At 55.6% G+C, this 12,846-nt stretch carries 10 protein-coding genes and 2 pseudogenes; 9 read left to right on the forward strand and 3 right to left on the reverse strand.

Annotation, left to right across the window (positions count from 1 at the left end):
* Positions 1 to 51: 51 nt before the first annotated feature.
* From DYE26_RS22160 to DYE26_RS34925, 3 genes and pseudogenes are all read right to left on the reverse strand, one after another.
* Positions 52 to 1,002, reverse strand: coding sequence for an ROK family glucokinase (locus DYE26_RS22160; RefSeq protein WP_036627146.1), 951 nt, complete (start codon positions 1,000 to 1,002; stop codon positions 52 to 54).
* Between the two features lie 574 nt (positions 1,003 to 1,576).
* Positions 1,577 to 2,218: pseudogene (locus DYE26_RS34920) on the reverse strand (PAS domain-containing protein); the annotation flags it as partial.
* 9 nt (positions 2,219 to 2,227) lie between these two features.
* A pseudogene (locus DYE26_RS34925) lies at positions 2,228 to 2,905 on the reverse strand (DUF438 domain-containing protein); the annotation flags it as partial.
* Between the two features lie 189 nt (positions 2,906 to 3,094).
* Between DYE26_RS34925 and DYE26_RS22170 the strand changes: the two are divergent.
* The 9 genes from DYE26_RS22170 (at position 3,095) to DYE26_RS22215 (ending at position 12,843) form a co-directional block, all read left to right on the forward strand.
* A complete protein-coding gene (locus tag DYE26_RS22170; RefSeq protein WP_036627150.1) occupies positions 3,095 to 3,772 on the forward strand; it encodes a response regulator transcription factor in 678 nt (225 codons plus the stop codon).
* The gene (locus DYE26_RS22175) at positions 3,769 to 5,187 is read left to right on the forward strand and encodes a sensor histidine kinase (RefSeq protein WP_051985796.1); all 1,419 of its coding nucleotides are present in this window, start codon (positions 3,769 to 3,771) and stop codon (positions 5,185 to 5,187) included. The genes DYE26_RS22170 and DYE26_RS22175 overlap by 4 nt, the downstream gene beginning before the upstream one ends.
* Positions 5,188 to 5,247: 60 nt before the next feature.
* Positions 5,248 to 6,162, forward strand: a complete 915-nt coding sequence (locus tag DYE26_RS22180) for an ABC transporter ATP-binding protein (protein WP_036627151.1) — start codon at positions 5,248 to 5,250, stop codon at positions 6,160 to 6,162.
* Complete coding sequence (locus DYE26_RS22185) at positions 6,159 to 6,875, forward strand: ABC transporter permease (protein WP_036627152.1); 717 nt, start codon at positions 6,159 to 6,161, stop codon at positions 6,873 to 6,875. Before DYE26_RS22180 ends, DYE26_RS22185 begins: the two co-directional genes overlap by 4 nt.
* Before the next feature lies 1 nt (position 6,876).
* On the forward strand, positions 6,877 to 7,611 hold the full coding sequence (locus tag DYE26_RS22190; protein ID WP_036627153.1) for an ABC transporter permease: 735 nt from the start codon (positions 6,877 to 6,879) through the stop codon (positions 7,609 to 7,611).
* 689 nt (positions 7,612 to 8,300) lie between these two features.
* Positions 8,301 to 9,509: an ROK family transcriptional regulator gene (locus tag DYE26_RS22200; protein WP_036627155.1), complete on the forward strand. Its 1,209-nt coding sequence runs from the start codon at positions 8,301 to 8,303 to the stop codon at positions 9,507 to 9,509.
* Positions 9,499 to 10,515: an ROK family protein gene (locus DYE26_RS22205; RefSeq protein ID WP_164815259.1), complete on the forward strand. Its 1,017-nt coding sequence runs from the start codon at positions 9,499 to 9,501 to the stop codon at positions 10,513 to 10,515. The genes DYE26_RS22200 and DYE26_RS22205 overlap by 11 nt, the downstream gene beginning before the upstream one ends.
* Positions 10,512 to 11,828 carry an ABC transporter substrate-binding protein gene (locus DYE26_RS22210; RefSeq protein ID WP_036627156.1) on the forward strand — a complete coding sequence of 439 codons (1,317 nt, stop codon included), beginning with the start codon at positions 10,512 to 10,514 and terminating at the stop codon, positions 11,826 to 11,828. Before DYE26_RS22205 ends, DYE26_RS22210 begins: the two co-directional genes overlap by 4 nt.
* Before the next feature lie 82 nt (positions 11,829 to 11,910).
* The gene (locus DYE26_RS22215) at positions 11,911 to 12,843 is read left to right on the forward strand and encodes a carbohydrate ABC transporter permease (RefSeq protein ID WP_036627157.1); all 933 of its coding nucleotides are present in this window, start codon (positions 11,911 to 11,913) and stop codon (positions 12,841 to 12,843) included.
* The last annotated feature ends 3 nt before the right edge of the window (positions 12,844 to 12,846 follow it).

Genomic DNA, 12,846 nt, shown 5'->3' on the forward strand with positions numbered 1-12,846 from the left:
CTCCATATCCTAAAGTCCTGAAATCTATATCGGCTTAACAACCAAATCCGCTTATGAACGCAGGAACAGGCCGGCGGCGCCAACCATGCCGGCATCGTTCCCCAAGGTGGCAGGGACGATTCTCACGCCCCGCTGCACCGGCTCCGGCGTCAGCTTGGCGAACACGCTGCGGATTTCGTTAAACAGAATATCGCCCGCCTTGGACACCCCGCCGCCGATGATAAACAGCTCCGGATTAAGCACCACGGCCACCGCCGCCAGCGATTTGCCCAGATAGAAAGCGGCGCGGTTGACGATGCGGATCGCCGCTTCGTCGCCGGCCTTGGCCGCGTCAAACACGTCCTTGGCCATGATGTTCTCCACCTGCGCCAGCGAGGTGCGGTCGCCGCGGGCTACGGCGTCCTTGGCCATGCGAATGATGCCGGTCGCCGAGGAGACCGTCTCCAGGCAGCCCATTTGGCCGCAGCCGCAGCCGATCGCTTCCAGGTCGGGAACGACCGACATATGACCCAGCTCGCCGGCCATGCCGGAGAAGCCTTGATAAATTTTACCGTCGATGATGATGCCGCCGCCGACGCCGGTTCCCAGCGTATAGCAGACGCAGTTGTCGACGCCTTTCCCCGCGCCGCCCCAGGCTTCGCCCAGCGCCGCCACGTTGGCGTCGTTGTCTATTTTGATCGGCTTGCCCAATCGCTGTTCCAAAATCTCGCGAATATGGAAATCTCTCAAACCTACATTCGGCGCCAGAATAATGATGCCTTCGCGGACGTTCGTAAACCCGGCGACCCCTGCGCCGACGCCGGCCACTTGATCCCAGGAGAACGGAGACTGCTCCACGACCAGCCGGACATAACGCTCAATGTTGTTTACGATCGTATCGGCGCCCTTTTCGGTTTCCGTCGGGCCTTCATAGGTATGAAGGAGCTGTCCTTCTTCATTGCAAATGCCGACTTTTATGGCCGTACCGCCCAGGTCGACACCAATGTAGATTTTTTCAGACATTTCACAAGCCACCTTTATCATAAATAATATGCTGCCAGAACAACGGGTACGCGCATGCCGCCCCGTAGTATACTCCTACGTACCAACTATAAGCGAACCCTTCCTTTCGGTCAAGTGAAGGCAAGAAACGCCAAACCCCTGTCGAGACAAGGGATTCCGGTGTGACATAACTCATGGAAACCGAGTAACGCACCTAAGAAAACTCCTCCCAAAAATATAAGTACCAAAAATGTCGTTATTCCGCCAATATCCCCGTTCAATGAGAAATAAAGGAAATTTATGCCGCTATTTTCCCGAATCGCAAGGAAATACCCGCGTTCCGGACCATTCTTAGGAAAATAAGGGCAAAAAATGCCGCTAATGGGGGTGGACAAACCTGCCTCTGGATAATAAGTACATAAAATGTCGCTATTTTTGAAGGCCGATGTTTCACCCTAACAAGAACCGGCCGCTCCTCCACAAAAACGCAGGCCGCATGCTCCCCTCCAAGCAAAAAGCCCCGGCATTCGCGAAGGCGCGAACATCAGGGGCTTCACCGTCAAGCTATTTATGAACAAACTTTACCCGAGACGGGTCAGGACAAAATCCGTTTTTGCCCTTCCAAAGCGCGGATCGGGGCGATGTTTTGCGTAAACTCCAACGTGCCCAGGTAACGGCCGTCCTCGCTTCTCACCGCAAAATACCGGATATAGACGAACTTGTCTTTGACCGGAATCCAAAAATCCTCGACGTCCTTACGGCCGGCCTTGAAATCCTCCAGCAGCTGGTTGACCACATGCACGCTTTGCGGCGGATGGCAGTTCTGCACGGTGCGGCCGATCACGGCTTTGGTCCGGGCGAAGATGCGCTCTTTACCGTGGGAAAAGTACCGGACCACGTCGTTCTCGTCGATAAACGTCAGGTCAACCGGCAAATGGTTCATCACCGCTTCCAGCTGCTCCATGGACAGGATGCCGGTGTCGAATTTGACGTACCCTTGCGGTACGCCATGCCCCTGCTCCGCCAACGCGCCGCCCTCCAGACCGCCTTCCCCGGCATCGCCGTTACCGGACTCCAGCGTTACCCTTTCCGGGACCCATTCCTGCTCGGGCGCCGTCAAACAATACCCGATCACATCGCTTTCCCGGGCGATTTTGACCCACTCGTCTTCGGTCAGCTTCTCCAGAGCCATCGGGAGCAAAATATTTTCTTCCTTAAAGATCATCTCATTTACTTCCGTGATGATCCGCTCCAGGTCGATGCAAACCGTTTCTTTATCGGCATCGGCGAACCCGTTCTTATCGGCGCTTCCGCTGGCCAGCTTGGCTTTGGTTTCCTTGATCATGGCGCGGATGCCGTCGTCGACGCCCCACATCACCTTGGTCGGCCCGTAAATCCCGTACTTCTCAAGATAGGGGAACAGCAGATTTTCCTTGCGGCTGTAATGTTTGTCCAGGTCCAACAGCAGGTTTAAATCGTCCAGCAGCTTAAAAACGAGCTCCTCCTTATCCTCCTTGCGGAATTTATCGAGATGGAGCCGCAGCTTGAAATTGACCAGCCGTTCAACCTCGCGGTTTTCCAGCTTGAAGGTATGCACCGGGTGCCCGGGCTGCTCCTCCGGCTTCGCCGAACGGTGGATTTCCTCGATCGAGCCCTTGAAAATCGCCGTATGCACCGAGCAAAGGCGCTGCACCTCCGCCACCGGAATGCCTTCTTCCTCCATCAAGGCGTGCTCCAGCGCCGATATTTCCGCGACTGTCACGTCGCCGACCGCCTCTTCAAACCGCGCCTTCACCTCATCCACGCTTTTCCCCTGATGCAGCTCTTTAATGATTTGCTTCAGCAGTTCCTGGCGGCGGCGCTGCTCCGGCTCGCCATCCCCCCGGTTTGCGCCGTATTCCCGGTTGTTGATCAACTCGCTCATCTCCGGTTCCTCCTCTTTTTTTATTTAGATCAGCTTGGCTGTTTCAAATTTTAGTGATAAACATTCTCACAACTAAAAAGTAACACGAGGCCATACCGGGTCTTGTGATTCCGATCACAAACTTCAAGGGATTTCGCGCTGTTTCTTTTTTGAAGCGATTTTGCCACAATAGAGACAGGAGGGGTTTTGATGCCAAATGTCAATTTGTTATACATAGAAGACGATATCGAAATCGGAGAGTGGGTCAGCCAAAACCTGCGGGAGCGGGGCTTTAAAGTCACTTGGCTAACTAACGGGGAGGGGGCGGTGGAGCAAGCCGCGGACTGCCAGCTCGTCATTCTCGACGTCATGCTGCCGGGGCTCGACGGCTTCACCGTCGGCAGCCGGATCAAAGAACGGTTCCCGAACCTGCCGGTGCTGATGTTGTCCGCGCGCACCTCGATCGACGACAAGCTGCAGGGGCTGCGGTTCGCGGACGATTACTTGACCAAGCCGTTCCACCCGGACGAGCTGGCCGCCCGGATCGAGGTACTGCTGCGCCGCAGCGGCAGCCCGGCCGAAGAAACGCTGCAGATCAAACATCTGCTCGTGTATGAAAAAGAAAATCGGATCATCAACGAGGACAACGGCGAAGAAATCGTTCTTACCGGCAAGCAGTTTCACATTTTCACCTACCTGCTGCGCCATCTCGGGCAGATTATGACCAAGGAACAAATTTACGAAGCTGTCTGGGGCGAGCCGTATTTCGATGGAGATAAAACGCTGATGGTCCATATCCGCCACCTGCGCGAGAAGCTGGAACGCGACCCGGCCAATCCCGAAGTCATCGAGACGGTCCGCGGCATCGGCTACCGGGTGAGAGCATGAAGCTGCGCCCCGTCCGAAAATACCGGAAATCGCTGCTTACCGGTTACGTCCTGATCTTGATGATGGCGTTAGTTCTTATCCCCGTTCTCATTCCGATCAGCTTTTTCGCTTCCTGGGGCGTCAACATTTTGCTGTACCCCCCGCAAACCGGCGATACCACGCGCCCCTATTACGGCAGCGGGCTTGATATTGAAACGGCCTGGCACAAGGAAGCGGCAGCGCTGCGGGCTGCCGGCCCGGAGACGATCGACGCCCGGCTCAAAGCATGGAAAGGGCAGTATCCGGACGCCGCGCTGTATTGGGTGGATTCATCCGGAACAACCCGGCTGCAAGTCCCCAAGCAAGCAAATGTGCCGGCAAAGTGGACGCTGGAAGATGCGATCGCCTTTATGAAAAAGCGGGTCAATGCCGACCCGTTTACCGTTGTGGCCTTTATTGGCGGGGACGAGCGGGCGAACCAGGGATTTATGGTGTTCGAGCTCCCGCGCAAATTCATGACCAGGGACATTTCGGACCGGAACGACGGACGGTTTTACGGCGCGTTCCTCGGAATCATGCTGGCCTGTTTCGTGCTGCTGTCGTATTTGTTTTTTCGCAATATCCGCAAAAGACTGCTGCGCCTGGAAGCCGGCATGACGTACCCCGGGCCCTCCGGGCTGCCGTCCCCGGTCAAGGAAGGACGGCCGGACGAAATCGGGCGGCTCGAGCAGGCCTTCAACCATATGGTCTACGAGCTTCAGGACAGCCGCCAGCGGGAGCGCGAAGAAGAGGAGCTGCGCAAAAACCTGATCAGCCAGTTGTCCCACGATTTGCGGACACCGTTGACCGTGCTGGGGGGGCATCTGTACACGCTGCGCAAAGAGCCTTTGACGGAACAAGGCCGGCAATCGCTGGCTCTGATGGAAGCCAAACTAGGCGACCTGTCCGGCCTGATGGATCATTTGCTGTCTTACAGCCTGCTTTCTTCGGGCAGGTACGCCATGTCGCCGGAAAAACTCGACGTGCTGCGGCTCGTGCGGGAAAGCGCGGCGGCCTGGTATCCGCTTTGGGAAAAAGAAGGCATCGCCGCCGACATCGAGCTGCCGGATCAGCCTTTATATTGGAACATCGACGCTCAGGGCTTCCGCCGCGTCCTGGATAACCTGTTCCAGAACCTGGTGCGGTACGCCCGCTCCGGCGGTTATGTCGGCATCTCCTTGCAGCCGCGCGGGGAGGCCATCGCCCTGGCGATCAGCGACCGCGGCCCCGGCATGAACGCCGATTCGCCCTCCGGAGGGGCCGGTCTCGGCCTGCAGATCGTCGACCTGCTGCTCCGGGAAATGGGCCTGGCGCGGGAGACGGAGTCTTCGAGCGCGGGCACGCGCGTATACATTTTTCCCGGCCGGCCGCTTCCGCAACATTTAAACAAAACTTAAACTTGCCCCACCTTCCCGTTTAAACTCATCGCGGTATCATGTTTCCCGAGGTGATAAATCGTGAATGAACTGATCATTCAAACGGAAGGTTTAACGAAAAAATACCGCGGCCGCGCCGCGGTGGACGATTTAAGTCTGAAAATCGCCAAAGGCGACATCTACGGTTTCCTTGGGCCCAACGGGGCCGGGAAAACGACGACGATCCGGATGCTCCTCGGGCTGATCCAGCCGACGGCCGGGACGATCCGCATGTTCGGCAAAGACCTGCGCAAAGACAAACTGGCTATTTTGCGCAAGATCGGGTCTCTGGTGGAATCGCCGTCCTATTACGGGCATTTGAGCGCGATCGACAATCTGGAAGCGATCCGCCGCATTCTCGAGGTGCCGAAATCGCGCATCGACGAAGTGCTCGACATCGTCTCGCTGCGCGGCGAAGCGCGCCGCCCGGTCAAGGGCTTCTCGCTCGGCATGAAGCAGCGGCTTGGCATCGCCGCCGCCCTGCTGGGCAGCCCCGAGCTGCTTATTTTGGACGAGCCGACGAATGGCCTTGACCCGACCGGGATCCACGAAATCCGCGAGCTGATCAAAAACATGCCGAAGCAGTACGGCATCACCGTGCTCGTCTCCAGCCACCTGCTCGGGGAAATGGAGCTGATGGCGAATACGGTCGGCATTATCCGTCAGGGCCAGATGGTGTTCCAGGACACGATCGACAACCTGCGCCTCACTGCGGCGCACGATATGGAGCTGGTCGTCTCCGAGCCCGATGCGGCCCTGTGGATCGCCCGCGATTTGGGGACGGTCGGGAAACTACAGGACGGTACGCTCAAGTTCCCCGGCCTGGCTGACGCGCAGGTCGCCCGTTTGGTGAAAGCCCTGGTGGAGAACGGGCACGCCGTCTACCGGGTCGAGCAAAAGAAAAAGTCCCTGGAGGACATCTTCATGCGGATCGTCGGGGAGGGGAGCTCCCTATGATGCTGCGCGCATTGTCGGCGGACTTTCTGAAAATCCGCCGCAAAGGCATATGGTTCCTGATCTTTCTCGCCCCGCTCGGGCTCGTAGCCATGCAGGCGCTGAATTTCGGACTCCGCTTCGACTATTTGATGAAGAGGTACGCCGACGACCCTTGGGGAGGACTGTTAAAAAACATTTCCGGGTTCGTCCCGATCGCCCTGTTTCTCGGCTGCACGCTGGTCAGTTCCCTGGTGGCGAATGTCGAGCATCAACTAAGCTCCTGGAAACAGCTGCTGGCTTTGCCGATTTCCCGCACGGCCGTATTCGGCGCCAAGTTCCTGCTCTGTTTGCTGCTGCTGTCCGTTTCCTGCATTTTGCTGCCGATCGCCACGATAATCCTCGGCCTTGTTTTTGGCTTCGCCCTGAATGGAATACCTCTGGCGGATTTGGCGCGGATCGGGTTTTTCCCGCTGTTCGCCGCGCTGCCCTTGCTCGCATTGCAGCTCTGGCTTTCGCTCACTTACCGCAACCCGTCGCTGCCCGTATCGCTTGGCGTGGTCCTGTCGCTCGTATCCCCGTTTACGCTGGACCTGTCCGAGTGGTTCCCGCTCAACTGGCCGGTGTTCGGGTATCTTGGTCCGCATCGCGAATGGTTCGTGGCGCTAGGCATCGCCGTCGGCGCGGTGATTTTGCTGGCCGGACTCGTTCATTTCAACCGAAAGGATGTGGATTGACATGAAAACGTTTCTGAACGTGCTTGCCGCGGAGCGGCTCAAAATGTCGCGTTCCCGCCTTTGGCTGGTATTGCTCGCCAGCCCCCTGCTATCCACCCTGATCGGCCTTCTCATGAACCTGCCGGACGGGGCCGACGCCTGGCCGGCGCTCCTCGGCGGGATGTCCATGCTGCACGCTATGCTGTTTCTGCCGATCATGGCCGGATTGTTCGCTTCGTTCATCTGCCGCTACGAGCATACCGGTGGCGGCTGGAAACAGCTGCTCGTCCTGCCCGTTTCACGCCCGGCCGTTTATATGGCCAAATTTACCGTCGTGATTTCCTTGTTGGCGGCGACCCAGCTTATCTTTCTGGTCATGCTGCTGATCGTCTCTCAGGTGCAAGGCCTCGCTTGGCCGATTCCGTGGAGCATGATCGCCGTCAGCCTGATCGGCGGCCTGGTCGCCTGCCTGCCGCTGGTGGCGCTGCAGCTCGGCGTCTCGCTGGCCTGGTCCAGCTTTGCCGCCCCGCTCGCCGTCAACGTCTCGCTGACGATTCCGAACATGCTGATCGTCAACTCGGACAAAGTCGCTCCGTTTTATCCGTGGGCCCAGCCGATTCTGGCGATGATGCCGAAAGGGGAAGCCGACTACGGGGCGTTTAATCTGCCCATAGAAAACCTGCTTATCACAGTGCTGGGCAGCTTCCTGATTTTTCTCGCCGCGGGCATCCTGTATTTCCGCCGGAAGGCCGTTTAACGGCCAACTATTAACGGCGCTCTTACTTGTAAAGGCCTCAGACACCAACACGCTTTTCGAAAAGACGGCTTCGGCCCCCGTCTGCATCCACGTGTCAACCGCTAACGGGCCGTAACAACCTTATCCCTCATTTCCCGGGATTTCCCGCTGAAACGGACTCAGCAGCCTTTATTGGGCTCCAATTGAGGCCACTAGAGCGAATTTGAAGGAAATAAGGTCTGTTCGGTCCGTTTACAATTTTTACTCCCCCTGTTTTGGAGCGTTATTCAGGTCCGTTGCAGCTACCCCTTGCCTTTTCATAGCGCCTGTAAGCCAGCATGCTAGACATCAGGAATCCGTCCACTGTCCCGAGGATTGTGACCAAGAAAGACATGCCGTACGCCCGAAGGAAGGTCTTTAATTTGTATGCGCATTCATTTTTGAAAAAAAGATGAAATTTCAGAAATAATGTAATGTTTTCTAACATATTTTCACCCAATTTTCTGAAAATCTATTGTTTTAAAGATTATCATGTAAAATATATTGACATAATGAAATTTTGGCCTCTATAATATTTTTAAAATTAAAAAAGGCCAAGAGAAAAGTATATTTTTTTGTACAATAAGTAAAGTTTCTTTACTAACTGATCGAAATCCATATTAGTTAGTAAATATTACTAATTAAAGTGAAAAGAAATGGAGCTAGACACGATGAAAAATGCGACGATCGGGAATCCGCAATTAATCAGAAGCATGAACGAAACGATTGCCTTGGAATTTATTCTTCAGCATGGACGGCTCTCCAGAGCGGACCTCAGTCGAATTACCGGGCTCAGCAAGCCTACAGTGTCCTCGGCCATCGCCAACCTTCTCGCTTCCGGTTTAATCAGGGAGGTGGGCCACGGCGAGAGTGGACCTGGGAGAAAGCCGACATTGATCGAATTTAATGGCTCAAGCCATTATGCGCTGGCCGCAGAGATCGCCGCCGATCACATTCACTTAGCCCTATCGAACCTCCTTGGCGAAACGATGGCGGAGCACCAGTACGCTATTCGGGACACGAATGAGCCAGCTTCACTGACGGCAGAACTGAAGGCTAAGGCCGAGGCGCTCTTGTCCGGTCAAGGGATCGGTTGGAATAAAGTGATCCATATGGCGATTGGCGTCCCCGCCGTGGTGGACGAACAAGGCGAGCTGTCGATTATGGTTTCGAAGCTCCGCGGACTTGAGAAGCATCTCAGCAAGGCTTCCTTGGCTCGGGTGTTTCCCTGCCGCATTATTTTGGAAAATGACGTGAACCTGGCAGCGCTCGCGGAATTTAAGGAAGGGGCAGCGGCGGGAAGCAGCTTGTTCGCTTATTTGTCACTCGATGCCGGGATCGGCGCCGGCCTGATGATTGACGGCAAGCTGCTGCGCGGGCTCGGCGGGGCAGCTGGCGAATTCGGCGAGATGCTGATCGAGCCGGATGTCAGGCTGGAGGAACGCATCTCCGAAGCCGGGCTGTTCTCGCTCGCCGAAGCCGTGTTGCGCCGGGACGATATTCCATCCGTACTGCGGGGGCATGCGCAGATGGAGACGGCGGATATATTCGCGGCAGCGCGGAGCGAAGACCCGGCGGCACTGCAAATCATCGGGGAGTACAGCCGAATCGTAGCGAGAGGGATCCATAACCTTTGCGTTGTTTTGGCTCCCCGGCTGGTCGTGCTCGGCGGTTCAGTCGGAGAGAACGGCGAGGTTATGCTTCCTTTTCTGAAAGAGATCATCGCGGCGGAATTTAAGGATAAGCCCGAACTGAAATGCACGGCGCTGCGCAGCAAATCGGTGCTGAAAGGAGCGATCCAAACAGCGGTTGCCCATACCCTGGAATACATTAAAGACAACTTACTAGCGAACAAAGCGAGGGATAATGTTGCTGAATGAATCCACCCCGGAAATACTGATTGCCGGCATTGATGTCGGCGGAACTAAAACCTTGCTGATCCTGTCCGATCTGACGGGCAAGGTGCTGTCAAAACGAAAAATCGCCACATCGCCGGATGCCGATCCCGATGTTTTCTTTCAAAGGCTGATTGGCGAGATCGAAGCGATGGCGAAGGAAACGGGACAAGGCAGCGAAGCGATCGCGGGCATGGGCTTCGGTTTCCCGGGAGTTGTGGACGAGGAGACAGGGGTTCTAACCAATGCTCCGGCATTCCCTTGGGTCCGTGCCAATGTGAAGGAAAGCATCCGCAAGTTTTTTAAGGGCCCGTTGTATCTGGACAATGATGTCAATGTAGCCGCGATGGGGGAAAAATGGCGCGGTGCGGCGGCCGGTGCTCAACACTTTCTCATGGTCACGGTCGGCACTGGAATCGGCGGCGCGCTGGTGTTGAACGACGAGTTGTACAAAGGCTCCGCGCATTCGGCCGGTGAACTGGGCTATTTTGTGATTGAAGCTCCCGCTCCAGAATCCGCTGCAACACAAGCGAAACCGGAAATCCGATTCGGTCATTTTGAACAGACGGCTTCGGGAACGGCGATCGGCCAGCGGGCGCGGCAATTTTTCACCGCCCGGGAGCGAAAATCGCCCATCCTCGATCTGGTGCAGGGCGATATATCCCGTATCGACGCGAAGCATGTTCTCCAAGCAGCGGCGCAAGGAGATGAGGTGGCCTGGAGCATTCTGGAAGAGCCGGTTACCCATATGGCTATCGGCATCGCCAATGCCATTTCCATATTAAATCCTGCTTTAGTCGTGATTGGAGGTGGTGTAGCAGAAGCGGGCAATGTCTATTTAGATGCCGTTCGTTCGAAAGTCAGGGGGTTTACGCCGATCGAAGCGACGATCGTTCCGGCCAAGCTGGGCAATGAAGCGGGCGCGATCGGCGCCGTTGCTGGTGCAGTGAAGAGATTGAAAACATCCATTCTAGGGAGGAATCAAGGATGAAAAGAAGATTATGGATCACCTTGGCAAGTCTCATTTTGGCAGGTTCATTGACCCTAACGGGATGCGGTTCCAATCCCGGCAGTTCTGGAAACCCCGGCAGTTCGGCTGGGGATAACAAGAAAGAGCTTGTGATTTGGGATTGGGCGGACCCATACAAAGCCGAAATTAGCGGACCGATGGACAAGGTCATCGCCGATTATAAGGCCGAAAACCCGGACGTCGAGCTGAAAATCGAAAAGATCACTAATGATTCGCTCCGCACCAAGTTGCTCGCGGCCGTATCTGCAGACAACCTGCCGGACGTTGCCTTCCTGGATGGACAATGGCTGGCCGAATTCCAGGCAACCGGCATGCTGGCGGATCTAAGCTCATATACCAACGGATGGGACGGGTCCAGCGATTTTCCAGAAAAAGTGTGGGATTCCGTCGTATTCGACGGGAAGGTTTATGGAATTCCCGGCGACGGCGACGTAAGAACGCTGCTTTATCGAAAAGATCTGTTGGAAAAGACGGGACTACAGCCGCCGAAAACCTGGAGCGACCTTGTAACTGCCGCCAAAGCACTGATGGAAGCCGGCAAATCGGAAGGAATTCAGTACGGCTTTGCCTTGAACGGCGGCGACTCGGAGCACACGTCCATGCGTTCCTTGCCTTGGATCTGGGCTCTGGGTGGGGATTTCGTCGACGATAGCGGCAAGCCGACACTGAACAGCGCTCCGGTCGTGCAAACCGTGCAGTTTATGTCCGATCTGGTGGCGAAGGAGAAAGTAGCACCTCCCGATAGCTACATGAAAACGAAAAAGGAAGTAGCCTCCAGCATCATCAGCGGTCAGGCGGCCATGGCGATCGTCGGGTCCTGGGAATGGCGCAGCGATGCCAATTTCCTCGGGCAGAGCAATTTGACGGACAAGCTCGGCTCCGCCGCCATTCCGGTGCCTGACGGCGCATCTGCCGATAGTCCGGCCACGGCGGTAGGTTATGGGACCTGGGTAGTGTTCGACAACTCCCAAAACAAAGATGCGGCCTGGAAATGGATTGAAAAGGTAACCTCGCCGGAGCATGAAATCGAAATCTTCAAAAACGGCACCGGCAACATGCCGATGCGCTTGTCCGCTTATCAGGACGAGGTCTTCACCTCCGACCCGATCTTTCAAAGCTTTGTCGATATTATGCCTTACGCCCGTCCGCGCGCCAAAACGGACAAGTACGAAGTCATATCCAAGGCGTACCGCGAAGCGGTTCAGCAAGTCCTTGGCGGTCAACTGTCGCCGCAGGAAGCGCTCGACAACGCGCAGAAAAAGATTCCCCAATAGTCGTTAACGGCGCGTTTGGAGGTCCGGCGACATCCGGAACCGGGCCTCCCTTCTATTTTTGAAGCGAAAGGAGCCACCCATGATGGAGGAGCGGACTTACAGGCAAGCCAATATACAATCCTCTTTAAAGCCCGAGAAGTGGAGATGGGAAAAGGAATGGACGATAGCGCTCATTTTTCTGCTCCCGGTGCTGGCGTTTATCGGCGTATTCGCTTTTTACCCGACTTTTTATGCCGTGTACCTCAGCTTTTACAATAGCAAATTTCTTGTATTCGACCGCACGTTTGTCGGTCTGAAAAATTACGCAGAAGTTCTAGGAAGCTCCGTATTCTGGCTCCCGCTGTGGAAAACTGCCGTGTTTACGTTCTGGTCTGTCGTCTTTCAGTTCGGGCTCGGCCTCCTGTTAGCGCTCAGTTTGAAAAAGACGTTTCGAATCAACGGTTTTCTGCGCAGCCTGATTGTCATTCCATGGATCTTGTCGCCGATCGTGGTCGCCGTCATCTTCCAATTGTTCTACATCTCCGACCGGACCGGTCTGCTTAATTACATGCTGATGTCCGTCGGCGTCATTTCCGAGCCGATTCCCTGGCTTGGCGTGGAGAATGCCATGAATATGGTCATCGTCGCCAACGTGTGGTTTGGCATGCCGTTTTCGATGATCATGCTGCTTGCCGGACTGCAATCCATCCAAAATGACGTTTATGAAGCTTCCATGATTGACGGAGCCAACAAACTGCTGCAGCTCTGGTACATTACGCTGCCGCTGCTGAAGCCGACGATTCTCGTGACGTTGGTATGGATTACCACCAGTACCTTTAACGAATTTGACCTGGTGTATGCCCTAACGGCCGGCGGCCCGCTCGAATCGACCAATCTGCTGGGCATTCAGATGTACAATACGGCGTTCAAGATAGGGCAATTTGAAAAAGGCTCGACGATTGCCGTGCTGATGTTCCTGATCAACTTGTTCATGAGTGTCGTGTATTACCGAATGCTGAGAAGGAAGGAGGGCTGACAA

The sequence above is a fragment of the Paenibacillus macerans genome (genome assembly GCF_900454495.1).
Lineage (GTDB): Bacteria > Bacillota > Bacilli > Paenibacillales > Paenibacillaceae > Fontibacillus > Fontibacillus macerans.